This window comes from Edaphobacter modestus, from assembly GCF_004217555.1.
GTDB lineage: Bacteria > Acidobacteriota > Terriglobia > Terriglobales > Acidobacteriaceae > Edaphobacter > Edaphobacter modestus.
Genome location: NZ_SHKW01000001.1, coordinates 1243622 through 1268706, shown reverse-complemented (window position 1 = coordinate 1268706; position 25085 = coordinate 1243622). Strand labels below are relative to the sequence as shown.

The window sequence follows — 25085 nt, the reverse complement described above, 5'->3', positions numbered from 1 at the left end:
GATTGACATCGTAAGCGTAAGACTATCAAAGGACAGGTTGACATAACAACCTCATTTGCGTACCTTGGTTGACATGTCAACCAAGGGGAATTTGGAGCTTGAACGCTTGACGGGAGATGCCTCCTGCTGTAGCAGTAGACCAGCAGCATATCCTTCATCGCCTAGCGAATGGACGTTCCAACATGTGACAGATGTCCTCGAGCGTCTTGTTGGGCAATTTGATAGTAATCCCTTACTCGCGGAGCCGAATCAGCTTCGCCAACGGCTGGAGGCACTTGATCGTATCGATGCTTATCTTCCGTACACACCTCAAGCGGTACTTGCTGCTGAATCGATTGACCCTGAGCTCTATCGCCGTGCGAGAACAATTTGCGACAGATTCGAGGCTTTGAACTGCGAGCTCTACGAAGCCATTCGTTGCGAAATTCAGCGTGGATCACGGCCGGATACTTTGCTTCAGTGGGTCCGCCCGTCGGTAGACATTGAAGATGTGAACGGATCGGCCAACGATATGGGCTATGACTACCTTGATGAGCTGATCAGCGGAGTGTTTCAATTTGAAGAACCCGACGACAGGCACATCCTGAGGGATTCCGAGAAGGCATTTTATCAGCCCACTCCTGTACGCCACATCTTCCGTCTTATGAGACTGACTGAGCTCACCGCAACCGATGTTCTCGTGGATCTTGGCTCCGGGTTGGGCCACGTCCCATTATTGGTCTCTATTTGTACCCAGGCACGTAGCATAGGGATCGAGTTGGAGGCGGCCTATATTGAACGGGCCCAGCAATGCGCACAGAGGCTCAACCTGAATAAGCGCATGTTCATTCAGAAGGATGCGCGAGTGGCGGACTTGTCTCTTGGTACAGTCTTCTATCTTTACACTCCTTTTCGCGGTTCCATCCTGGATGCCGTGCTCATCCGCCTAAAGCGCGAAGCTGCTACCCGTCGAATCCGGATCTGCTCTTATGGCCCCTGTACATCTGTTATTGCCGAAGAGTCTTGGCTTGAGGCAGCTACAGCACCGGAAGCACATGGGATTGCACTCTTCCATTCTCGCCCTTAACAGCCGTAAGACTCCTTTGGTACTGAAGTGGAGACTTCTGAAAGCTTTCATCGCTAGTGTTTATTCTCGCCTTCCTGCTGGCGAGCCTTGAAGCAGTACGGATTCGATTTGAATTCCGGCGGCCCGCTCCCACGTGAAGCGGATAAGGTTACCAGGGGCTCCGACCTGAAGCTTGCTTATGCGGCCCAGGACACGTGCGGGATTCTGGGTTGCAAGCTGCAAGGATTCGCTTAGTGAGAGGTATGTTGCGGCCAGATGCGCTACGGCGTCTTTAAGCGGAACGACGGAGCCTGCGAGAAAGTCTGTTCCTGACAAGCTGAGGCGTCCGTCAGGGCTTAGTTCGACGAGGCCGCCTACCGGGGTTTCATAGAGACCGGGAGGCTTGCCGCCGAGAGCAACCAGGTCGGAAGTCAGGATTGCCCTGTCGAGACTTTTCGCTCGAAGCATGACCTTGAGGGTGTCGTCGGGCACGTGGTGCCCGTCGCCGATAAACATCCCGGTGAGGCGGTCGTCGGCTAGCTGCGTCCAAAGAAGGTTAGGGTGACGGGGTAGGGAATAAGCTACACCGTTTCCGAGGTGGGTTGAGAGGGTTGCTCCGGCGTTGACCGCTGCATGGATTTGCTCGATGGAAGCATGAGTGTGACCAATGGAGACGAGAATGCCTCGGTTGTGCAACGCTGCGATGTAGTGCGGCGCTTCGTGGAAGTGCGGAGACAGGGTGACCAATTTGACGAGATCGCCGGAGGCTTGTTGCCAGCGGTCGAACTCGGCGATCGACGGCGGGCGAATGTGTTCGCGCGGATGCGCACCGCGAGGACCGTCTTCAGGAGAGAGGTGGGGGCCTTCAACGTGTACACCGGGAATCATGTGCTGGAGGGCGGGGGTAAGTTGCCGCGCTGCGGCGATTGCGCGGAGGCAGGCGATTATCTTCTCTTCCGATGCTGTGATGATAGTTGGAAGAAAGGTCGTTACGCCGGTGGCAAGCACGCTGTAGGCGAGGTCGACGACTATGTCGGGCGTTAGATTGTCGGAGTTGAGATCGAAGCCTTGATAGCCGTTGATCTGCAGGTCGATGAGACCTGGAGAGAGCCATGCGGGATCTTCCGATCGGATGTCGTTAATGGCCGCGATGATGCCGTCGCGTATGACGACTTCGATAGTGCGTCCTGTTAGAGGATCACGGCCGCTGATGGAGGTCATCGCGCCTCGGGACTTGCCAGATCGGCTGCTGCATCTTCGTCGAGGTAGAGCGACCAGTTGGAATGTGTGCGGAGCGCGGTTGCAGGGAGTAAGCCGCTGATTGGGTCCTGGAGTGTGCGGCGCACCGCGGTCTTTTTGAAAGCGCCGGGGACACAACAGAAGATGCGGTCTGATGCGAGCAGTCGCGGAATCGTGAGCGTGAGCGCGTGGGTAGGAACATCGTCGAAGCGTTCGAAGCAGCGATCGTCGACTTGTTGCTGACGGCACGCGATGTCTAATTCCACGATTTTCACATCGGCGGGATCGTTCAGGTCCGCCGGGGGGTCGTTGAAAGCGAGGTGACCGTTCGAGCCGATGCCGCAGCAGACAATATCGATAGGTGACTCAGTCAGTTTGTCTGCGTATTCGGCCGCCGTGGCTTCGGGATCGGTGCCGGGTTCGAGCAGGTGGACCGCAGCAAAGGGGAGACGGTCAAAGATGGCGCGGCGCAGCCACAAGCCGAAGCGCTGAGGAGCGTCAGGGGTGAGACCAAGGTACTCATCCATGTGGAAAGCGGTGACGCGCGACCAGTCGACACTCGGCATGCGGATAAGTGCGGCAAGCATCTCCGATTGACTAGGGGCCGCTGCGAAGATCATGCGAACGCCTTGCTGGACCTTCAGACGCCGGCGTAGTTCGTAGGCGATATCTTCGGCTGCTTTTTGGCCCATTGCCTCGCGCGATCTGGCGACGAAGGGGAGAGGCACAGCTTTTTCGATCAGGCTTGAACGCATGGTTTTAGGTTCCTTAGGCGATTGTGTGGTGGCTAGCTTGAGCGGTCGCGGAAGCGTCCTCATCATTGATGAGTTTTAGGAGGCGGTCTGCGGCGGGTTCTTTCATTGGCCAAATAAGGCCAACTCCAATGAAGACAACCAGCGAACTGAGGACTGGGCCGGCGATCGTGATCGTGGTGGTGAGATCTCCGGGCAGACGCGCAATCTGAGCAGGGAATACGAATTTGATAAGGCCGAAGGCGATAGCGCCAACCGCCCACGAGGCAATAGCCGCATTCGCGCCGGACCGGCGGAAGAGATTCAACATGCCAAAAAGCATGGGGATGGCGATCGGGCCGAGAAGTGCTCCATACCAAAGGATGACGAGGCCAATGACTCCGCCGAAGTGATCGGCAGAAAGTGCGATGAACATACTGAGGGAGAGAAAAAGCAAGGTACAGATTCGGCCGGAGAGCAGTTGAATACGGTCGCTGGGACGTTGGCCTTTGCGCAGAGCTGGCAGAATATCGCGGACGACTACGGCTGAGATGGCGTTTGCATCGGAAGACGTCATGGCCATGGTATGAGCGAACATGCCAGCCAGCACCAATCCAATGAGGCCCTGAGGTAACAGGGTCTTGGTAAGGAGTGCATAGGACTGCGATGGATCGGCCAGATGAGGAAGCAGCAGAGGCGATGCCCACATGGGATAAAAGAGCACCAGGGGCCATACAAGATAAAGGCTCGCTGAAAGGAGCGCGGCTTTGCGAGCAGCGGTAGCGGTAGGGGCCGCGATAAAGCGTTGTGCGAGATTCCAGGTTCCGCCGTTGTAGGAAAGAAAATTAACCAGCAGGTAGACGATGGCGAAGGCGAGTGTGTATTGACCGACAAACGGTCGGGAGTGGCTCGCAGGAAGTCTACCCCATATGGTCCAGAGACCTGAGATCCCGCCCAGCCGAGTCAGGACGGCGACGAGCATGACGATACCCGCAAGGACCTGGATAATGAATTGACTCATGTCCGTTAAGGCATCGGCCCAGAGGCCTCCGACGACGGAGTAGATAAGAGTGACGGAGCCGGTGAGCAGAACTCCCCAAAGAGTCGGAACATGAGCAAAGACCTGCAGGAGTATGGCTGCGGCTGTCCATTTTGCGCCTACGTCGAAGATCTTCAGCAGGGCGCCGCACCATGCGAGGATCTGTTGCGCAGGAAGGTTATACCGGACCGCAAGGTACTCGAGGGGCGAGATGATGTCTAGTCTCTGACGCAGCCTCGACCAGCGGCCAGGGAAAACGTTGGAGCCGATTATGAGGGCGATGCCGATGGAGCAGGCCCACCAAATGTAGATGCTGAAGCCCGCCGTATAAGCGATGGCCGCGTAGGCAACGAAGACTGCGGAGCTGTATCCGGACATATGGTGCGAGATGCCGGAGAGCCACCACGGCATCACCCCGCCCGCGGTGAAAAAGTCGCTGGCAGTCTTGACCTTGGCACGCGCCCAAAAGCCCATCCCGAGCATGACTAGAAAGTAGATACATAGCACCAGCCAATCCAATATCTTCATTGAGCTTCATAATAAGGTTTTCATTGCCTCGATGTCGTTACCTCACCTCTTTGGTTCGGTTTCATCCCGATGACAGCGTTAGGGCATGTCAAGAACTGACGGAAAGTACCGGACACTGCGCTGCCGCAATGGCTTGAAACGTAATTGCGGAAACAGTGAGAGCCAACGCGCTGGTTCCGACAATTAGAGCCGGCAATAAGAGGGACGGCAGTATCAGGACAGCGCTGACTCGTTGCAACTTTGGTGCCATCCCTTCTTGCAGCCTGAGGGAATTACAGTTGTCGATTGGTATGGCAGGCTGGGCGTTGCCGTTGCGACGTTTACTAAACTACTTCGAAGCGAGAGTCGTTGACGAAAAACGCGATGGCAACACAAATCACCCTGATTATCGGAGCGGTTCTTCTCGCCTGCGGTAGTGCCGGCCTTTATATCGTGCGCCTGACGAATTCGCGTCTTCTGGGGCTTGGATGGCTAGGTGCATCTTTCGCTACCGGAAGTATCGGTGCTGTGCTGCTCTTCAGCTTTCCCTATACATCGTTCTGGCTAAGCGTCGTTCTAGCAGATGTCCTGATACTGAACGCATTTGTACTTCTGCACGTTGCAATTCTCGAACTGATCGAATCCCCTTCGCAGCTGCCAGTTCTCGGAGTTGTTCTCCTCTTATTGCAGGTGGTGGCAGATCTTTGTTTGATCTACCTTCAAATCCCTAACCGATTTCGGTCTGTCGCTGCTGAAATGCTCATAGCCATACAGACCGGCCAGACTTCAATGGTGCTGCTCCGCGCATCGCGACGCGTAATTTCTGTTCCATTTATATTTAGCGCGATCCTCTTGGTTGGCTTTACTTGCTTTAACGTTGGTCTTGGCATTGTCATTGCTTTAGGAATGCTGAATAAGCCAGCCCTTTTCTATGATGTAAAGGTTGTTACCTATATCATCCACATCGCGTTCGCCTTAGGCATAGCATTCGGATTCTTCTGGATGACAGCAACTAATCTAACTGAGAAGTTGGAGAAGATGGCGAGTACTGATCCCCTAACAAGGGTCTATAACCGCCGGGTCTTTCTTGACTGGTGTGCCCGGGAATTGTCGCGAGCGGAGCGGTCAGGCAATAAATTTTCGATCCTGATGATTGATCTCGATCACTTTAAGAGGATCAACGATACCTTCGGGCATCACATTGGGGATGAGATGCTTATTGCCGCCGTTGAGAAGATCCAGGACTCGGTACGTGGCATCGACGTTCTTGGCAGGTGGGGGAGGGGAAGAGTTTGCGGTTCTTCTTCCAGGAGCGTCGCTAGAAGCAGCCCTTATAGTGGCGCAGCGCGTCCGAACGAATATAGAAAAGATAGCGCTTCAAGTCGCGACAATACAGCAAAGCCATGCCGCCGGAGTTGTAATAACCGCAAGCATCGGTGTCGCAGCCCTTCGAAACAGCAAGGATCATATCGCCGACGTGATGCAGCGGGCGGATGCTGCGCTCTACCAGGCAAAAGCGGAAGGGCGTAACCGGGTTCTTTCCATCACCTGATGCGGAATAACAACTACAGGACGTACTATGTTCGAAACCGCAGGTGCGAACATAGGTCGATTTTTCAGGCGGCTGATAATTAAGCGTCAGGTGAGGTGTCTCCAATCTTTCATTCAGCCGATGTCTTGAGTTAAGGCAAGCATCCAGAAGACCCGTAGTGAGCAGGGAGCGTCGCAAAGGATAAGGAGGCTTTCGCGTCTGATACAGTTCTTCGATCTTCGAGGCGAGACAGGCGGAGTACGTCTCATTTGGCGGTAGTGGCATGAAAAACTGCGTCGAGACCAGATCCTGATTTGCCAACCGGGCGGAGATGTTGAAGTCCCTGATGGCCCCGTTCAGCAGAAGCAGGGTCGCACGCGTACCATCGATATATTCCACACAATAAGCAGCGGGATCTTTCACCAGTTGTGGCAAAGCGCCGTCTGCTGCGAGATCCTGGCAGCGACCATCCAGAACCGTCAGGCCCATGGTCGTGTCGCTGCGTGAGAGTGCAGAGCTGAGCAGATCCTTGGACCAGCGCCCCGCCTCTCCGGCTGACCATACCTCGTCTCCTTCAAGAAGCTGTACCGCCTTCACACCTGTCTCACCCCCCTTGCGGCGTTCCAGCATAGATTGCATGGCTTCAAGCGCGTCGAACGCAAAGTTGTCTGCATCTCCCGCTCCTACCATTACTGCTTCTTGCACGTGGGAACCAGGTGGAATATCCACATCCGGAAGACGGCACGTGACCGGCATCGAGGCACCAGCCATCAGGGGAAACCCGAGGCGTTCCGCTGTCTTCTCCATGTGCTGCGCTTCGGCGAAGCTGAAGGATAGCTGTTTATGATTGAAATACGGCACCGACTGCTTTTCGCTCTCGAACACCTCGACGGACTGCTGGAAGAAATCGTACTGCGGCAACAGGATTTGCCCCTTGTCGTTTCGGGCATAGGGGTAGTCATCGCATTGTTCGACGACGGTAAGCACCGCGTCTACGGAAAGATGATCGCTCCCGCAACGCAGAGCTTCCGGAATATTCCGGCAGAGACGAAATCCAAACTGACTGGCACGTGCCTGGCTTAGATCATGACTGGCATCGAGCTCTTCGGCGTGAGGTTTTCTTGTCCGCCCCGTAATTGCAAGCTGGAATTCCGTTGGTTGTGCCGCGGCCCTGCGTGCATGCTCATCAACGTAGAGTGAAACTACCTGCACATTCGGAAGATGCCAATCGCTCTCGTATGGATAGCCGACAAGGAAGCGGTCGGCGATGGTCTGCAGGTGGGAGCCTGGACGGTAAGTACTGCCGAGGATCGCAAGACGGATGGGTCTAGAGGAGGAATTTGAAACTGCCTGTCCGAAGACGGTGCGCGCCAGTGGGGGTTACGCCAACATGGAGGACGACAATGCGGAGTAACCTACGAAACGTCGACGGGTCAGCATTAGCTCCTCCAGAAGGTAGATTCAGGGTTCGGTTGATAGTTCACCGTAGCCAGATTGGGCGTTTCCACGCGCCGTCCTATCTTCGCGCTTTCGACACCCGCAATCAACAAGCCGCTGGTCAGCAATGCTCTTTCAACCGGATATTGCGCCTTGCCGGTGAGGAACATCTGCTCAGCGTTATAGACCAGAGGGCTGAAGAAGCTTGCCATGGTGGTACGCCCGTCGGGCATGGGCAGGTACATTTGGGTGGAGAACGGTTTTGACTGCCCGTCGATGGTGGCAGCGAAGGTAAAATCCCGTACCATACCGTTCATCAGGATCATGGTGCTGCGAAGACCGTCTCGATGCTGGTACTGATACGAAACTGGATCCGGAACCATAGCCTTCATCTGTTTCGTTGTTGGAAAGATATTTGAGAAGCTCGGAATCCCTGGTCTCAGCGTAGAGCTGCGGCTCAGGGCTGCCTTGACGAGTGCATGGGACCAGACCCCTTCCTCGTACGCCTTCCAAACCCTTCGCCGCGATAGGTCTGGAGCCATTGGACACCGCTCTCTCCTCCTTTGCGCCGCTCTACCATGCACTGGATAGTCTCCAGTCCGTGAAAATCGTAGCTTGTCATGCCGCCATAACCAATTGAGATGGCTTCCTTGGCTGTAGCGCCGAGCGGAAATTCCACCGAAGGAATTCTCCACGTCACTGCGAGGCTCGAACCGCCCTGAAGCGGGAAGTTTAGTTCATGAGAAACGTCAACCATCTTTTTCGACCAGTCCCAGTTCCATGACAATTCCTTGTCGTTGAAATAAGGTACTGAGCGGCCACTGGCCCGGAACACTTCCGTGATCTTTTCAAAGAACTCGTAATGCGGCGCATCATGATGCCGTTCTCACTGAGCGGGTAGACGCCATGCTCGGCAACTACGACTACTCCGTCAACCGCCAGTTTGCCAGTTCCAAGGGTTAGCGCTTCCTCGATGGTGGGGCAGATCTTCATCTGAGGATGGCGGTTTGCTCTCTCCTGAAACAGATCGCCTTCTCCTCTCTGATCGACATACAGTGACACCACATCCATCTGGGGTCGGTGGTATCTGCCGTTCCAGCCGTAGCCATCTAAAAAGCGATCCACAACGTGTTGTGGATGCAGATATTTCCTATAGGCGGTAACCACGGCGGCAAGTCGCGGTCTTTTCTCAGGTTTCCCATTGAGAGCCATAACAATCCTTGGCAATCGTATTTGCACAGAAGTTGCTTGGCGAAATGGTATCCACGAATGCAGTTTTCTCTCTAGGTCAAATGTCGTGCGCTCTTCGATTGCATTCGACCGAATGCAGCGGTAATGAATGAACCGGGTATACTGCGCATGTCCCGAAGGAAGCGACACTGCATAAATAGATAAGCGCGGAAGACCAGCGCCCGGAAAGACGAGAGTGCTTGTGAAGCACTCTACAAGGAAGAGCGACCTATCATGCAAATCTCCCTAACCGAGAGGAACCCTTGCTGAACCGCCGACAATTTCTCGGGTACAGCGTGCTTGCACCCACGATCGTGAATCGATTTCTCCAGGCCGGGACTCTGCAGGGAGCCGCGGACCCGGACCAGACCGCTCCGCAGATCTCTGCGCAGGCATGGGAGATTCATCGTCGCGCATTTGTATTCGATGGCCATGTGCATGCCTTGGATCGTGAGTTTTACCATGGCGGCAGCATGGGCGACCGAAAGCTGGATGGACAGTGGGATCTGCCCCGCGCTCGTGAAGGTGGAGAACGCGCGTTCTTTCTCTCGATCTTCGTTCCCGAAGAGTATTACCCCAGCCGTTTCGAAACCAGGCAGGCGATGCGCCGGCTCGATCACGCCCTGAGGCAACTGGATCAAAATCGCAGCCTGGTTGAGTTGGCTCTGGATGCGGAAGATGTTCAGCGAATCAATGCGAAGGGCAAGATGGCAGCCGTGCTCGATATCGAGGGCAGCTACGACCTCGACGGAGACCTCGGAATCCTGCGTGATTTTTATGAAATGCGCCTGCGGTCGGCACAAATCTCGGCGCATAACTGGGATCAAAACTACGCAGACTCCTGCTGTTCTCCGCCGAAATCCAACGGCCTTAGCGCTCACGGCCGGGATCTGATTAGGGAGATGAACCGACTGGGCATGATGATCAATGTCTCTCATTCCTCAGACGAGACAGTTTCTCAGGTAATCGACATCAGCGACGCGCCGGTGATCGCGACCCATCACGGTCTTCGGAGCGTGAACAATATCCCCCGGAACATGCCGGACCGGCTTCTTGAGAAGTTAGCGGCAAAGGGCGGTGTGATCGGATTCCAGATCGGCAGCGAGTTCAACTACCCGAGGGAATATGAGTGGGTGACAGCGCAACGGGGCAAGACGTTCTTCGACACCAGCAGTATCCCGGATCAGGTGAAAGGGAAGACGATCTATGAGGTGGATAGCCTGGTGGCACCGCAGTTTCCGATGCGCGGCGCCCGCGTTCCCGACTCTGTGATGATGGCGGTGGACGATTGGGTAGCCGTAGTGGACAGGGCAATACAAATGGTGGGAGAAGATCATGTTTCCATCGGGACGGACTTCGATGGAGGCCCCACACTGGCCCGAGGCATGCGGGATGTTCGCGATTTGCCTATGGTTACAGATGCGATGTTGCGCCGCGGCTACACCGAGGCGCGTATTGACAAGTTCTGGGGCGGAAATCTCTTGCGCTTTTTCCGCCAGGTTGGGCAACGCCGCGCTTAAAAGGCTTTGAATTCAGTACCTGGACAGATAGGGCGAATGTCCGATTCCGACGGGAAATGTCTGCTGATATCGTGCCAGCAGAGGAACTTGCAAGATGGGGATTGAGATTGTATCCACCGGAGACGTCCGTTTCGATCGACTGAGCCGTGGACAGAACGCACGTTTCCCGGAGTCGGGAGATAGAGCCAGCAGGATTGCACTCTGCGATACCAGCGAGGACGTTGCCGAGGCTCTGCAGCGTTTTGTTCATGCCGGGTTACGTCCAACAGTCCGTTCCGGAGGACACTGCTACGAAGATTTTGTCGATAACAATCCAGGCGGAGCCATCATTGATCTGAGTCTTTTGGCGGGCACCGCCCCTCCTCCGAACGGACCGAAGTATAGATTGGGTGCGGGTACGACGCTCGGGAGGGCTTATCCGGAGCTGTACAAGCGCGATCTGGTGACAATCCCTGGCGGAACCTGCCCTCCTGTGGGGGCAGGTGGGCACATATCGGGTGGGGGATACGGATTGTTGTCGCGTTTACACGGGATCACTCCTGACTGGGTAACGGCGGTCGATATCGTAACCGTAGATCCTGCGGGAAATGCTCGTATCCGGCGAGCGGACAAACGCAACGAAGCCGATCTGTTGCGCGCATGCCGTGGTGGTGGGGGAGGAAACTTCGGCATCATTACCAACTTTTACTTCGATACTCTTCCAAAAGCGCCCACCGAAGTTGTGCGAGGAAATATCAGCTTCAGTTGGGACGGAATGACGGAGGAGCGCTTTGCGCGAATTCTCTACCTCTTCGGCAACTATTGGGAGACACGGGGCAAGGATGCAGAGACGTGGGGATTGTTCTCAATCTTCAATCTCTCTCACCGAAGCTCGGACCATCTGGGAATGTCTGTGACGTTTACAAATCCGGACGGGACCGTGAACGACACACGTGTCCTGGATGAATATTTAGCGATGTTCGATGAATGTAAGCCGATAGCCCAGCTTTCCGTTCATCCGGCTATGGCCGAGCATCATCCCGAACCGGTGCACAAGGGCACCGATCTGTGCCTGGCCAAGCACACCTTGAATAAAATTCCGTGGATTGATTCTCAGGAGCGGAACGGCGGCGGAGGCCCTGTGGTGAACCGTCGGCACAAGTACAAATCGACCTTTATGAAGAGAGGGTTCAGCAGGGAAGAAGCAGCGTGTTTTTATAAACACCTTAACCGAAAGATCGATGGAGTCGATCTCTCCAGCAATACCGTCTTGGCGGATTCGTTTGGAGGTGCAGTGAACCGAGAGCAAATGCTCGAAGAAACTGCTTCGGCTCAAAGAAACTCTACGATGAAGCTGCAGTTCATCGGCACCTGGACCGATCCAGCTCAGGATGCTGGACAGATTCAGTGGATGAGGGACTTCTATCAGGACCTTTACGCAAGTGCCGGCGCCAGCAACAAATACGCCGGGACACCCTTCTGGAGCGACCGCTATGAAGGGTGCTATATCAATTATCCAGATATAGATATGTTGCAGCACGACTATTGGCCACAGCTGTACTACGGTACCGGCGATCTATATCCGTTTCTCCAAAGTGTGAAGCGTCGGTACGACCCTAACAACATCTTTCATCACTCCATGTCGATACGCATTTGAACCTTGCGACGCGTGAATCGCCTCCTTCAAAGCTATCTGTTGTGGGCGCATGACTTTCGTTTTATCTTCGCCTAAAATGATGCCATGCGCGTTACAGCTTCCGCACTTCGTCGAGAGCTCAGTCAAAGGAACATCGAACGAGCCCGCCTGTTGGCGCATGAAGTCAGCTATGGAGCCATACCGAGCGTGCTCTATCAGGGGGAAGGGAATGTCCACGGAAATTTCCTTCCGGCATCCTATCGGGCAATCTGCTCTCGACCTGGCTGGCGAAGACGATTGGAGAAGAAGTACACGGGCGACCGTTGGATCGCGCGTTCATGGGAACGAACAAGAAGCGAGTTAGATTGCGCCAGCAGTTCGGATGCATTGCTCATGAATATTTTTTGTTACCCTCGAGTTCTTCAGCGCTCACAACTCTGCGCGTTGCTTGGGATTGAGCGCGGACAAATACCCGCCTTTGGTTTCCGGCCCCGTATCTCGCTTCTGAACGGCGGATGCGATCAAACGGAGATTGATATGCGGCTCGGAGATTTGCTAGTGGAGGCAAAACTCACAGAGACGGGATTTCGGCCGGCGACGTTTCGTCTGTTATCTCGATACCGAGATCTTCACGAGGTATTTGAGGTGACGGAGCTTCCAATGTCAGGGAACACAGTCCATGCCTACCAGCTGATACGAGGGGTCCTTGCAGCTCACTCTACTGAAAATTCGTTTCTCCTCTTGTGCGATGGCCGTCGCACCGATCTGATCGAAAGCTGGTTTCAGGTCATGCGAGCAGTCCGCATTTACTCGCTTCGTAATCGGCTCAAGCTTCTGTCCTGGCAGGAGATCGCTGGAACTCTGCCGGAAAGATTGAAAAATTTTCTCGAAGAGAAATACGGAGTTTCTCCCACCTGACACAGCGCGATGTCGATCTAGCCAGATAGGACACTTGCCTTTGGAATCGCGCGATGCTTCAATGAGGATGTTGCGAAGACTCTTGGCAATTACGTTGCTGGCGGTTATCAGTCTGCCATTCACATCCTCTCTCTTTGCATTGACTTCAAAAGGAGAGAGCAATCTGCCTGCCTGCTGCCGTCGCGGCGGGGAACATCATTGCATGGCAGTTGCTTCCAATCTCCAGTCCTCCGGTAGCATCTCGCGATTTCAAGCTCCAGCCGATAAGTGTCCTTATTACCCTGGGTTAACGACGCTCGCCAAGTTAGGCTTCGCCGCTTTACCGGTGAGCGATGCGGTTTTTGCGGAGTTACTCAGTCATCGAGCTGTAGCTCCTCAGACGCAATCCAAGTGGCGCATTGCGCGGGATCGCTGCCGTCAGAAACGCGGTCCTCCGACTTCTCTGGTCTAAAAGTCCTCAACAAGGTTTTCAGGCGAAGAACCAGGCATAAGCGGCAAACTCAGCAATAGCTCTGGTTTCTAGAGAGCTGGCACTTGCTGAATGCTGACGGCGCTCCTATTCTCCCCCGCGGACCATAAAAACCCTTCGATTGTTGTCCCATTGGTTTAAGGATGCTTGCCCGATTCGTCTGGCAGCAGCGGCGTCTTAGGCATGAACCGGGAAGACCGAATCTAGATTGCCGGTGCACGCTGCGCCAGGCATCGATGAAGTGTCGAGTTTACAGCAGCCATACTGATCGAAAAGAGACGATGAAATTGACCGCACGAAGGATCTCTCTACGGAAGGAAGGCCGATGGTGTGGTCAGTTGAGCGCAATGCTCCTGATCCTCAGCCTGCTTCTGCCCTTTGCTGGAGCGATCTTTCATTCGCACAGAAGTGAACAGACTCTGATTCCGGTGTGTTGCAGAGCGCATGGAAAGCACCGCTGTCTAATGCGCGCGATGGAGCGCATGGAAAGCCCGCACGGATCCAGCTCTTTTTCTCCGCATCTCGCTCAGCTTTTTGAGAAATGCCCATACATGCCTGCTGCAATTTCAGCGGCGCAAGGCAGTTCGTTGTGCCATTGTGACGAGAAACAACATCGGATTCGCTGGCAGATTGATAGCTTGTCGTCCTCGCTTCACCGGGCCGATCCAGATTTTTCACCACAACGGACACATGGCAAACGAGGTCCTCCGCCTTCCAGCTATCTCGCCTGAGAGTTTTGTAGGGGCTGCAGCCCTATGGGGCTGCCACTACGTTGGAGGCATTGTGAATCGTCTTGTTAGAAACATGGCTGTCCTGATCTCGTTGATCGTACCGTCTCTGGGGAGAGCTCAGGAAACTCTTACGACGGCATCCGTAACCGGCCGCGTACTAGACACCAGCGGAGCGTTGATACCGCACGCAACCGTCAAGGCTCTTGCCCTGGCGACAAACCAGGCTTATACCGTTACAACCGATGATCAGGGGCGATTTCGCATCCCGTTTCTGGTCATCGGGATCTATTCCTTTTCTACTCAGCCGGCCGGCTTTGCGCTCACGGCACAAAAGGTTCAATTGACCGTTGGAGCCGCCTTGGATGTCACCCTGCGAGTTGCCGTGGGTTCCGCCAACACCTCGGTCGACGTTGCAGGTCAGCCTCCCGTGCTCGAGGAAAATCGCAGTCAGATTTCGGAGACAGTGTTACAGGCTGAGGTCAACGATCTTCCGTATAACGGTCGAAACTTTCTTGACTTGTCCTTGCTGGCTCCAGGAGTGAGTCCCACCAATACTGGAAGTGTCCAAACCTTTGCCGAGACCTCGCCAGTCATCGGGCAGGGATATTCGATCAACAGTCAACGGAACTTTTCCAACAGCTTCGTCGTGGATGGTTTGTCTGCGAATGACGATGCGGCAGGCTTAGCGGGAAATTCCTACTCGATGGACGTGGTCCGGGAGTTTCAAGTTGTCACCTCGGGTGGACAAGCTGAATTCGGTCGTGCCCTGGGTGGATATTTCAATATCGTTACGCGGAGCGGAACCAACGATCTTCACGGTACTGCGTACGGATTTCTTAAGAACCAACGCTTGAATGCTCAAAACGCGCTCTCCGGAAATAAACTTCCACTCACGCAGGGACAATATGGAGCCAGTCTCTCCGGTCCAGTCACGCGGGATCATACCTTCCTGTTCGGCAACTACGAGGGGCGACGTCTCAATACCAATGGTGTCACCACGATTGCCCCAGCTCAAGCTTCGGCGATCAATTCCCGCCTCGATGCGATAGGCTTTGTGGGACCTCGCCTTAGCGTAGGGACTGGACCAACAACGCTCTATCCCACGACCGTCCACACAGACACAGCCTTCCTGCGGGGTGATCATCGATTCAGCGATATCGATCAGATCAATCTGCGCTACAGCTTTTACCATCTCGACAGCATCAATGCGCGCGGCGCCGGAGGCATCGCCGACGTCAGTTATGGAACCAGTGTGCGAGATACGAACCATACAGTTGCCGTCAGCAATGTTGCGACTCTTTCTCCGCGTACCTTCAACGAAACCCGCGGGCAATTTACTTACGACGATCTGGAAGCTCCTCCGAATACGCAGAACAGTCCAGCCGTCACCATTAGCGGGGTCGCGACCTTTGGCAGATTTTCATCTTCGCCCACGGCGCGATTGAACTATCTCTATGAACTGGTTGATAACTTTGTGATGCAGCGTCGCACCCATACAGTCAAAGCCGGTGCAGATTTCCTCTTTAACAACGACACCATTACTTTTCCCATGGCTTTCGCGGGTTCCTACCTATTTCCGTCGCTCTCCGCCTTTCAATCGAGCGGGAGATCCTATTCTTCCTTCTCCCAGAACTTCGGCACACCATTTATCCAGCAAAACAATCCCAACATCGGAATGTATGTGCAGGACGAGTGGAAGATCGCTTCTACGCTCACTTTGAATTTAGGGCTTCGCTATGATCTGCAATTTCTGCGAACGATCAATACCGATATAAATAACGTGTCCCCACGTATAGGTTTTGCGTGGTCGCCATTCGCAAATAAGCGAATTGTTGTACGGGGCAGTTTTGGACTCTTTTACGATCGTGTTCCACTCCGCCCTTTAGCCAATGCACTGCTGTCTGCAGACAATACAACCGATCCTGCACGTGGACGGCTCTTGCAATATACCTATATTCCATCTGATACCGGTGCTCCGGTGTTTCCGAACGTATCCTCCACACCGAATCCAGGTTCAAGGATCAGTTATACCCTCATGAATCGCAGCATTCAGAATGCCAGTTCACAACAGGCGAGCCTGGGAGTCGAGCAGCAGATTACACAAACCGCAACGCTTGGCATCAGCTATCAGCATGTTCGCGGGCTTCATTTATTGTCTTCCATTAACCGCAACATCAATCCCGATGGCTCGCGTCCCGATCCAACTCGCGGAAATGTCAGGCCGTACGACTCTCTCTTCGATTCTTCGTACGACGGTCTTGCAGTCTCTTTTCTGGAGCGACCCGTCTCGTGGGGCTCAGCTCGGATCTCTTACACTTGGTCGAAGGCCATGGCTAATGTTGGAGAATTCTTCTTCAGCTCACCGATCAATAACTTCGACCTCCGCATGGATCGCAGCCGATCCGATGATGATCAACGTCATCGGTTGGTCTTCGATGCAACCCTGACTTCGCCCACGGCTCATACAGATCGCATCACCGGACATCTTACCCATGGTTGGCGCATGGGTGGAATCTTGCAATACTACTCCCGCCTTCCTTTCAATATCACGACGGGAGGGCAGACAACACAGCAGACTACACAACGTCCGTGTGCTGCCGGCTACAGTCTGGTTGGAATAAATCCATGTACCGAGGCACTCGCGGGTGCTGTCATCAATCGTAATGCCGGGGTCGGCTTCGACTTTTTCAGCTTAAACGCACGCCTCAGTCGAACCTTTCCTATAACCGAGCGGTTCCACCTGGAAGGCATGGTAGAGGCATTCAATGTTCTAAACCATCGCAACGACATGATTCCAAACGCCACGTGGGGAACGGGAGATTATCCCTCCAGGCCCAATCCTTCGTTTGGAGCTGCGACGGCAGTAGGCGATCCAAGAAGTATCCAGTTGGCAGCGCGCCTGAGTTTTTGAGAGGGAAAAACATCGTGTTGCAGGTCCTACCCAGTGGCTTAATAATTGGGTAGGACCTGCAACGTCACTGACCTGAGCTTTTCAATTGCGTTCCGGTGATTCGCAGTTCTATTTCCTTCGTATCCAGTGGAGTTATCATTTGGCACCACCACTCATCGGGACCCAGGGCTCGGAAAAATTCATTACGAACGTATAACATCTCCGCTAACCTGATTTCGAGTAGACGAGGCGATACCAGATCTCTGGTGATGTCGGTGGTTTAGAGGGAAACTAAGCGGAGGAATTGCTGCATGAATAAGATTGCGTTGCTTGGTCTGGCAACGATGGATCGCGAATGAGCCAGAATTTGCTCAAGATAAACTCTCTCCAATCGCAACCTGGTTCGTCACTAACTCTATCAATCAACCCGGATGTCCGGTATCTGTCAGCGGTCAGGTTACGGTCACCCACAACATCGGAAGCATACTGTTCGACCCAACACGATTGAGGTAATCGATGTTCCTCTGAGATAGCGGCTCCAAATTTCCGAAGCCAGTAGGGCAGGAGACTTCAATACCTATGCCGGAACTGCCGGACATCTCTGCTTACCTTACCGCGCTGGAGCCGCGAATCCTTGGCCAGCCGTTGCAGGCAGTGCGGCTCGCCAGTCCATTTCTACTTCGCACAGTGCAACCTTCGATCCATGCGATTGAAGGACGTATTGTGCAGTCTCTGGACAGGATCGGAAAACGAATCGTCATCGAATTCGACGGCGGCTTCTGGCTGGTGCTCCATCTGATGATCGCGGGACGACTGCACTGGAGAGCTGTGGGCGCGAAACTTGGGGGAAGGAATTATCTCGCGGCCTTCGATTTCCCCAGTGGCTCTTTGGTTCTGACCGAGGCGGGTTCGAAGCGGCGGGCCTCACTCCATCTCTTCGGAAAGAAGGAAGACTTAAGCTCTATCGACCCAGGTGGAGTGGACGTCTTCGAAATCGACTTCGACCAGTTTCGCGCAGCTCTCATGGCCGAGAACAGAACACTCAAACGTGCCTTGACAGACCCGCGTATCCTGAGCGGAATCGGAAATGCTTACTCCGATGAAATTCTGCACTCAGCCCAACTCTCGCCCATCCAGTTGACCCACAGGTTATCGGACGAAGAGTGGCTGCGTCTCTTCACAGCTACGCGCGAAACGCTTCACCTCTGGATCGACCGGCTGAGTCAGGAGGCAGGGATCAGCTTTCCGGAAAAGGTGACAGCCTTTCGAAAAGACATGGCTGTCCATGGACGCTTTGGGGAACCCTGCCCCCGGTGTGGTAATCCAGTGCAGCGTATCCGTTACGCAGACAATGAGACGAACTATTGTACGCAGTGTCAGACCGGCGGCAAGCTGCTGGCAGACCGCAGTCTCTCCCGTCTGCTGGGGAAGGACTGGCCTCGAACTCTGGATGAGTTGGAAGCTCTGCGGCGGCGTTAATCTCCGCGCGAAAATACCCGCGTTACGAATTCCATCGAGTGTATTCTCGGGAAATGAGGGGCATGCAGAGACGAAAGGCCGTGGCGGCGCTGGTTTGGTTTCTGTGCGGTATGGCGTTCGCACAGACGGGGGAAAAGCAAGGCAGTCAACAGATCGCTGAACTCGGAACATGCACACTCGCCAGCGGTCAGGTGATTCTTGATTGCAGGATCGGCTATAGAACCTTCGGCACTCTCAATTCCGAACGATCGAATGTTGTGATTGTGCCGACGTGGTTAAACGGGCGCAGCGAAGATCTTTTACCGCTATTTGGCCCATCGCAAAGTCCGCAGCGGCTCGTCGATACGTCGCGCTTCTTTGGTGTTGCATTCGATGCGTTCGGAGACGGCATCTCGTCGTCGCCGTCGAACGATAAGCGGCAACCGGGAACAGCGTTTCCTCAATTCACGACCGAAGATATGGTTCGTGCGCAGTATCGCGTACTGGCCGAAGTGCTCAAGGTGCGGCATGTACACGCTGCCGTCGGGCTCTCGCTCGGCGGACACCAGGTCTTTGCGTGGGCAGTGTTGCATCCGGAATTTATTGATCTGGCGGTTCCGATCGTCGGATCGCCGCAGGCTACGAACTTCGACAGACTATCGAAGCAAATTGTGATCGACGCGATTGAATCCGATCCGCAGTACAAGGGCGGTCATTATCAAAAGGAGCCAGTTCTGAAGCTGGCAAATGAAATCGGAGTCCAGATGTTGACGACACCGTTGTATCGCAACGCTGAGGCTCCGCGTTCGCAATACAGGGAGTGGCTCGCGAAGATCGAAGCTCCGCAAAGGCAGGACGCGAACGATCGAGTATGGCAGGCCCGGGCAATTCTCACCCAGGATGTTCTGCATGGCAGGTCGACCGAAGACGTGGCTCGCAGTTTGCCGGTAAGGTTTCTGGTCATCGTTGCCGCCGAGGACAGAATGGTCACTCCTGGGCCCGCGCTTGCCTGGGCGAAGGCCGTCGGGGCGGAGACCTATGTCTCGCATGGCGAGTGCGCGCACCTGATTATGAGCTGCGATGCGGCTGCGGTGCAGGAGCGGGTCGAGCGATTTCTCAGTGCTCCGGTTTCGAGATCGGCGGACCGATAAGCAGGAGGACAGGGGCGGGGCCGACGTCAGGGCTCGAGAGCTCGGCCAGAGTTGTGATGTGGATATGTTCCTCTGGCGTCGAGGCGCAGGAGACCGCAGTGCATGGCGTTTCGGGTGCGATCCCGGAGCCAATCAGATCCTGGGCGAGGGTTTCGAAGTTTCGACCCGGCATGTAAATCACCAGCGTAGCCTCATTCGGAGAAGCTCCGGACCAGCTCGGTGTGAGCGCGAGCTTGCCGGCTGCGTGATGAGCGGTAGCGAGAATGAGTTTCGACGCCCGGGTCCGGTCCGTCAGAGGAGTTTCGAGAGCCGCGGCGACGGCAAAGGCTGCGGTGATGCCGGGAACGATCGCAAACGGGATGGAGTGTTCGCGGAGGAAGGCAATTTCCTCGGCAGCGCGGCCGAAGATGAGTGGATCGCCCGATTTGAGTCTGACAACCGAGCTTCCTGCACTCGCATGTTCGAGCAGCAGCGCGTGGATTCCGGCCTGTGTGATGCGGGGCTGGCCGCAGCGCTTGCCAACCGGGATGATGAGAGCGGTCGGGCTGGCCAGCGCTAGGATCTCGTCGCTGACGAGGTCGTCGGGAAGGACGACATCTGCGGTCTTGAGCAGGTGCGCGGCGCGGAGGGTGAGAAGGGCGGGGTCTCCTGGCCCTGCTCCTACAAGATAGACATGGCCGGATTCTGCGTCAGGGATCGAGATCACGCTTTCTCCATGGGAATGGGGTTCGTGCGCGCATGTTCGCGGGCGAGAAGGCGCGAGGGGCACTGATCGTAGGCGCAGACATGACGCTGGGCGAGCTGGTGGAGCAGAAGGCGGCGCGATTCGTTGAGCGGCTCGGCGGTGACGACCTCGCGGCGGAGATTGCCGAGATCGGCGAGCCAGTCCCCGAGGTCCAGCGGGAGTTGCTCGTTCAATTCCTTACGGAGCTGCTGGGCCAGCGCGGGCGAGTTTCCGGCGGTCGAGATTGCGAGCTGGAGGTCTCCTCGGCGGACCACGGAAGGGAAGTAAAAGTCGCAGAAGGGTGGATCGTCGACGGCATTGCAGAGAACTCCGCTTGCGGTCGCCTCCGCAAAGACGGCCCGGTTGACTGCCGGGTCGTCGGTGGCAGCCACCACGAGAAAAGCTCCAGCGAGATCGCCTTCCACATATGGGCGGGCGCGCAGGATCAGCTCGCCTGCGTCGGCCCGTTCTGCGATGGCGTCGATGGCGCGCGGGGCAATGACTGTGATGGCGGCTTCGGCGGCGCGCAACGATTCGATCTTTGACTCAGCGAGACGGCCCGCACCGATCACCACACAGGGCCGGCCAGTGAGCTTGAGGAAGATGGGGAAGAGCGACATTCTAACGTTTCCTCTCGATCCTAGATATCCTAGATCGTCGATATCCCAGATCGCCGGTCCATGGTGGCTCCCCCCCTACTTATCTAGCTAAAATCTTATAAACATTAGGTTTAGGGGTGGACTTCCAATATTTTCGTGACTTCTGTTGAAGCTGGCTTAGAGACGCCTTCGAACGGAAGCCGGAGACCAGGGGCTCGGCACCCCTGATTCCTCTTCTCTCCTATTCTAACTGACAGGCAGAATCTAACCGGCATCTGTTATCTGACACAAACGACAATGCTTCCATCCATTTTGAGCTTGACAGGTCTATCGCTCGTCCGGCGATGGCCTGGAAGTGTTCTTCCATACGAATAGAAAATTTTCATCGCTGGAAGTCGCGAGATCCAGATTTTGCTGCCGGCCGGCTCGGCTGAGAGCCGATCGAATATTTTCCTTGGAATCGGGAAGTTCCGCGAGAGGAATCTTCAGGGCGGAGCCGTGAGGCAATCTCGCAATATCGCTCAGAAGCTGGGTGATGATCTTCTTATGTTTACCGTCCCTTCCTTTCGGGACATCGCCCTGAGGAATGGACTGAAATCTCATGGAGTCACGGATCTCTTCGCTGTCTCCCATAACGTTCTCCTTAACGCAATCCTTTCGATAACGAAACGCTAACGTATTGCTAACCTAAGCTTGATTATGATGCATAATACACCTCTTGGGTTTTCGATGCAAAGCATAGCCTCAAATAACAGAATGGAAAGAGTTTACCCGTACATGTCGGAGCCTGCTAGGGTCTTTGAAGAGGTGATCTCAATGAAACGCACTCTGAACTGCGAGGTAATTTCGGTGGATGAGGTACCGCAGGAACATTCGTTGGGATCGAAGAAACTCGACGTTCTGATTGTGGATGACGAGCGGATCATTGCAGATACTTTGGCGACTATCATTTCGCGAAGCGGGTACAGCGTCAGAACTGCCTATGACGGTATAAGAGCACTTGAGTTGGCACATGCACATCATCCGTCGCTTGTGATCAGCGATGTGGTGATGCCGGGGATGAGCGGAGTTGAGCTTGCGCTGACCCTGGAACGCACGATCCCCGAGTGCAGGATCCTTTTGTTTTCAGGTCAGGCGGCAACTGTGGATCTTCTGGAGCAGGCACGCCAGATGGGGCACGAGTTTGCGATCCTTACCAAACCCATCCATCCGTCCGACATGCTTCGACGGGTCTCAGAGTATGTTCAACCGGAGAACGACGATCGCTACGTCCTGACGAATTAGCTGTCCTCTCCTGCAGCCAGGCGCGACCATGGGTTTGCAGGACGGTGATTGCTGTTGAGCGCCTAACAGGCATGGAACAGGGGATGGACCGGCATTGTCTTCGAGGAGGGCGGCTGACGCGGAGGTGCGCCAGCCGGGATGAGCTACTCCGCGGGTGCGAGATGACCTGCGCCTACGGGCGGGGCGTCGCGCTCGACTGGCTCGATGACCTCGCCGGCAAGCTGTGCGCGGAGCGTCGTATCGTCAGTGCGGTCGAAGTAGTGACGGAGGTCTTCGCCTTCGGTGCGCTCGGCAAGGTAGCCGTTCAACAGGCGCTCGATGGCAGCGGGAACATCGACGGCGGCGACACGGTAGCCAAGCTGACGCGCGGGGCGAGCATACTTGCCGATGGAGCCTCCAACGCAGAAGAAGAAGGCATCGACCAGTTGGCCGTCCTTCTTGATCTTCTTGCCTTCGAGGCCGATGTCGGCGATCCAGTGCTGGCCGCAGGAGTTGGTGCAGCCGGTAACGTGGAGCCGGATCTGCTGATCGAAGCCGGGAAGGCGTTCCTCGAGTTCGGAGACCAGCCACGTGTTGAAGCCCTTGGTCTCGGCGATGGCCAGCTTGCAGAACTCGGTTCCGGTGCAGGCGATTGCTCCGCGCCAGAAGGGTGAGACGTCGACGTTGAGTCCCAGCGTGTTGAGCTCGACGACGAGTGCGGCGGTCTCGCGGTTGGGGACGTTGACGATGAGGATGTTCTGGCCGATGGTGGCGCGCAGAGAGCCGTTGCCGTACTTATCGGCCAGATCCGCGAGCCTGATGAGCTGCTCGCCGGAGAGACGGCCGTTGAGAACGGATGCTCCCACGGACGAGAGGCCGGGCTGGCGCTGCGGTGTGATGCCGACGTGGTCACGGTAGATGTCGGCGGGAATCTCCTCCATCGAGACGGGGCTGGGATCGAGCTTGTAGCCGAGCTTCTCTTCGATGGCGGCGAGCATCGATTCGGCGGTCCAGCCGTGACGCATGAAGAGGTACTTGATGCGGGCACGGGTGCGGTTTTCGCGCAGGTCGGTCTGCTCTTTGAAGATGCGAACGACGGCGGTGACCACCTCGAGGGCCTTCGACTGGGGGATGAAGGCCGGAATCCGGGCGGCGATGTGGGGCTCGGTGGAGAGGCCGCCGCCTACGCGAAGGGTGTAGCCGATCTCTTCCTGGATACCGTTGGGACCATCGACGGTACGCTTGATTGCAGTCAGCGCGACATCGTTGATCTCAGGATAGGTGCACCAGACGGGGCAGCCGGTAACGGAGATCTTGAACTTGCGGGGAAGGTTGTAGAACTCGGGATTCGCGGTGAGATGGTGCGCGATCTCGACGGCGAGAGGCGATCCGTCGAGCAGCTCGGTGTGATCGAGGCCGGCGAGGGGGCAGCCGGTGACGTTGCGAACGACGTCTCCGCAGGCTCCCTTGGGAGAGAGGCCGACAGCGGTGAGCGAGTCGACAACGTCGACGAGGCCTGAGAGTGTGAGCCAGTGAAGCTGGATGTTCTGGCGGGTGGTGATGTCGGCGAGGTTGTTGGCGTACTTTTTCGTGAGCTGGCCGATGACGCGGGTCTGCTGGCTGGTGAGCAGGCCGTTGGGCAGGCCGATACGCATCATGAAGTACTCGGTGGCCTTGCCTTCGCCGTTTGCTCCGCCGGTGACTCCCTTGCCGTCGCCCTGGGTGTAGACGCCCCACCACTTGAAGTAGAGTCCGGTCCACTCGGGCAAAACGGAGTCGCGGCCGTTGCGGGCGAACTCGCGGACCTCTTCCCATGCTTCCCACGGGTTCTTGGCGAGCTTAAGTCGTTCAGAGCGCTGGGCTTTGGTTTCTTTGACGGCGGCGGGGGCCGGGGTGGTGGACATGGTGGAGATCCTTTGGGCTGAAATTTAGCTTGGATAAATAAAAATCCCACTCGGAGGAGTGGGCGTCTGCATCGGCTTTGCTTGGGGTTCGCGGACTCAGCCAGAGGTCTACGAAGCGGGGCAAAGGCGACAGCACACCCGGTCGCAACAACACATGCAACAGGTGCAGAAGGCGGGGGCGCGGTCGGATGCCATGGTTAAAGGTTAATCCGCATGGGGTGGGGCGTCAAGGGTCGTAGCTGGAACGATAAGGAACAAGCCTGATTTTTTACGTAAGTTGCGGCCACGCGAGAGAACAGGTTTTGAGCTTTGCGGCGGCGAGGTTCGTTATTCCGCTTGTGCGAGCGAGTATTTGTGGCGGACGTCGGAGCCGCGCACCCAGAAGATGACATCTTCGGCGATGTTGGTGGCGTGGTCGGCGGAGCGCTCGAGATTGCGGGAGACGATGATGGCGTTCAGCGCCTGCGCGCTGATCTCGGGGCGCCGCTGCATGAGGTCGATGAGATCGGCTTGGACGAGGCGGTTCATTTCGTCGACGTCATCGTCCATGGCGAGCACCTGTTCGGCGAGCCGGGCGTCAGCCTCGAGAAGAGACTGGAGGGCGGTACGGATCATGACGCCGACTTTTTCGCCCATGTCGGGGATGTCGATGGGGAGCTCGATGAGAGGAATGTCGACGAGAGCCTGGGTGCGCTGGGCGATGTTGGTGGCCTGATCGCCGATGCGCTCTAGGTCGCCGTTGATCTTGATGACGGCCAGGATAAAGCGCAGGTCGATGGCCATGGGCTGCTCCTTGGCGAGGAGGTCGTAGGCCATCTCGTCGACGTCGCGCTCGGCAGCGTTGATGGCGGTTTCAATCTCTCTGACGTGTTCGCAAAGGCTGAAATTGCCGGTTAGATAGGACTCGAGGGCAAGCGAAAGCGCCTGTTGGGAGAGCGCCGCCATGGCGAGAAGTTTGTCTTTGAGGGCGGCAAGCTGCTGATGGAAGTTGATGCGCGGCATAGTGCACCTTCCCTCTCAATTGAAGGTATTTCTATTGTGATGCAGGAATGGTCGAGATGCAGTGAATTTGTGCCGATCAAGT

19 protein-coding genes and 1 pseudogene are annotated in these 25085 nt (G+C 55.7%); 10 read left to right on the top strand and 10 right to left on the bottom strand.

Going from position 1 to position 25085, the window contains the following annotated elements; all coding sequences use genetic code 11:
• Positions 1 to 106: 106 nt before the first annotated feature.
• Entirely contained in the window at positions 107 to 1066 is a 960-nt protein-coding gene (locus tag BDD14_RS05295; RefSeq protein WP_165419929.1) for a class I SAM-dependent methyltransferase, read from the top strand.
• A gap of 60 nt (positions 1067 to 1126) precedes the next feature.
• On the opposite strand, the gene BDD14_RS05290 is transcribed toward BDD14_RS05295, so the two are convergent.
• From BDD14_RS05290 to BDD14_RS05280, 3 genes are read right to left on the bottom strand one after another with little or no spacing between them, the layout of a single operon-like run.
• Positions 1127 to 2266 (bottom strand): N-acetylglucosamine-6-phosphate deacetylase, encoded by a 1140-nt coding sequence (locus tag BDD14_RS05290; protein ID WP_130417887.1) that lies wholly within the window; start codon positions 2264 to 2266, stop codon positions 1127 to 1129.
• Positions 2263 to 3039 (bottom strand): glucosamine-6-phosphate deaminase, encoded by a 777-nt coding sequence (locus BDD14_RS05285; protein ID WP_130417886.1) that lies wholly within the window; start codon positions 3037 to 3039, stop codon positions 2263 to 2265. Before BDD14_RS05285 ends, BDD14_RS05290 begins: the two co-directional genes overlap by 4 nt.
• Before the next feature lie 13 nt (positions 3040 to 3052).
• Positions 3053 to 4582 carry a sodium:solute symporter family protein gene (locus BDD14_RS05280; protein WP_130417885.1) on the bottom strand — a complete coding sequence of 510 codons (1530 nt, stop codon included), beginning with the start codon at positions 4580 to 4582 and terminating at the stop codon, positions 3053 to 3055.
• A gap of 363 nt (positions 4583 to 4945) precedes the next feature.
• On the opposite strand from BDD14_RS05280, the pseudogene BDD14_RS34320 reads away from it, so the two are divergent.
• Positions 4946 to 5833 (top strand): annotated as a pseudogene (locus tag BDD14_RS34320) (GGDEF domain-containing protein); the annotation flags it as partial.
• Positions 5769 to 6113 (top strand): GGDEF domain-containing protein, encoded by a 345-nt coding sequence (locus tag BDD14_RS34315; RefSeq protein ID WP_423201784.1) that lies wholly within the window; start codon positions 5769 to 5771, stop codon positions 6111 to 6113. The pseudogene BDD14_RS34320 and the gene BDD14_RS34315, both read left to right, overlap by 65 nt.
• A gap of 1418 nt (positions 6114 to 7531) precedes the next feature.
• Here BDD14_RS34315 and BDD14_RS32355 read toward each other — a convergent pair.
• Entirely contained in the window at positions 7532 to 8071 is a 540-nt protein-coding gene (locus tag BDD14_RS32355) for a hypothetical protein (protein ID WP_207231690.1), read from the bottom strand.
• A 951-nt stretch (positions 8072 to 9022) separates the two neighbouring features.
• Between BDD14_RS32355 and BDD14_RS05260 the strand changes: the two genes are divergently transcribed.
• The 3 genes from BDD14_RS05260 to BDD14_RS34310 all read left to right on the top strand — a co-directional run bounded on the left by BDD14_RS05260 (position 9023) and on the right by BDD14_RS34310 (position 12812).
• Positions 9023 to 10279 (top strand): dipeptidase, encoded by a 1257-nt coding sequence (locus BDD14_RS05260; RefSeq protein ID WP_130417883.1) that lies wholly within the window; start codon positions 9023 to 9025, stop codon positions 10277 to 10279.
• A 94-nt stretch (positions 10280 to 10373) separates the two neighbouring features.
• On the top strand, positions 10374 to 11915 hold the full coding sequence (locus BDD14_RS05255) for an FAD-binding oxidoreductase (protein ID WP_130417882.1): 1542 nt from the start codon (positions 10374 to 10376) through the stop codon (positions 11913 to 11915).
• Between the two features lie 84 nt (positions 11916 to 11999).
• Positions 12000 to 12812: a PGN_0703 family putative restriction endonuclease gene (locus tag BDD14_RS34310; protein WP_130417881.1), complete on the top strand. Its 813-nt coding sequence runs from the start codon at positions 12000 to 12002 to the stop codon at positions 12810 to 12812.
• A gap of 829 nt (positions 12813 to 13641) precedes the next feature.
• Here the strand turns inward: BDD14_RS34310 and BDD14_RS05245 are convergent.
• On the bottom strand, positions 13642 to 13962 hold the full coding sequence (locus BDD14_RS05245; RefSeq protein ID WP_165419928.1) for a hypothetical protein: 321 nt from the start codon (positions 13960 to 13962) through the stop codon (positions 13642 to 13644).
• 102 nt (positions 13963 to 14064) lie between these two features.
• Between BDD14_RS05245 and BDD14_RS05240 the strand changes: the two genes are divergently transcribed.
• From BDD14_RS05240 to BDD14_RS05230, 3 genes are all read left to right on the top strand, one after another.
• Positions 14065 to 16923 (top strand): TonB-dependent receptor, encoded by a 2859-nt coding sequence (locus tag BDD14_RS05240; RefSeq protein ID WP_242617748.1) that lies wholly within the window; start codon positions 14065 to 14067, stop codon positions 16921 to 16923.
• A 558-nt stretch (positions 16924 to 17481) separates the two neighbouring features.
• Complete coding sequence (locus BDD14_RS05235; protein WP_130417879.1) at positions 17482 to 18381, top strand: Fpg/Nei family DNA glycosylase; 900 nt, start codon at positions 17482 to 17484, stop codon at positions 18379 to 18381.
• A gap of 62 nt (positions 18382 to 18443) precedes the next feature.
• Positions 18444 to 19511: an alpha/beta hydrolase gene (locus tag BDD14_RS05230; protein ID WP_165419927.1), complete on the top strand. Its 1068-nt coding sequence runs from the start codon at positions 18444 to 18446 to the stop codon at positions 19509 to 19511.
• Here the strand turns inward: BDD14_RS05230 and cobA are convergent.
• The 3 genes from cobA to BDD14_RS05215 all read right to left on the bottom strand — a co-directional run bounded on the left by cobA (position 19477) and on the right by BDD14_RS05215 (position 21467).
• On the bottom strand, positions 19477 to 20217 hold the full coding sequence (gene cobA / locus BDD14_RS05225; RefSeq protein ID WP_242617747.1) for a uroporphyrinogen-III C-methyltransferase: 741 nt from the start codon (positions 20215 to 20217) through the stop codon (positions 19477 to 19479). The two genes, BDD14_RS05230 and cobA, sit on opposite strands and share 35 nt — an antisense overlap.
• On the bottom strand, positions 20214 to 20855 hold the full coding sequence (locus tag BDD14_RS05220) for a precorrin-2 dehydrogenase/sirohydrochlorin ferrochelatase family protein (protein WP_130417877.1): 642 nt from the start codon (positions 20853 to 20855) through the stop codon (positions 20214 to 20216). The genes cobA and BDD14_RS05220 overlap by 4 nt, the downstream gene beginning before the upstream one ends.
• Before the next feature lie 306 nt (positions 20856 to 21161).
• A complete protein-coding gene (locus tag BDD14_RS05215) occupies positions 21162 to 21467 on the bottom strand; it encodes a hypothetical protein (RefSeq protein ID WP_130417876.1) in 306 nt (101 codons plus the stop codon).
• 183 nt (positions 21468 to 21650) lie between these two features.
• Here BDD14_RS05215 and BDD14_RS05210 point away from each other — a divergent pair, with 183 nt between their 5' ends.
• Positions 21651 to 22118: a response regulator gene (locus tag BDD14_RS05210; protein ID WP_130417875.1), complete on the top strand. Its 468-nt coding sequence runs from the start codon at positions 21651 to 21653 to the stop codon at positions 22116 to 22118.
• 143 nt (positions 22119 to 22261) lie between these two features.
• On the opposite strand, the gene BDD14_RS05205 is transcribed toward BDD14_RS05210, so the two are convergent.
• Both BDD14_RS05205 and phoU read right to left on the bottom strand, forming a co-directional pair.
• Positions 22262 to 24001, bottom strand: a complete 1740-nt coding sequence (locus BDD14_RS05205; protein ID WP_130417874.1) for a nitrite/sulfite reductase — start codon at positions 23999 to 24001, stop codon at positions 22262 to 22264.
• Between the two features lie 327 nt (positions 24002 to 24328).
• Entirely contained in the window at positions 24329 to 25003 is a 675-nt protein-coding gene (phoU, locus tag BDD14_RS05200; RefSeq protein ID WP_130417873.1) for a phosphate signaling complex protein PhoU, read from the bottom strand.
• Between the last annotated feature and the right edge of the window lie 82 nt (positions 25004 to 25085).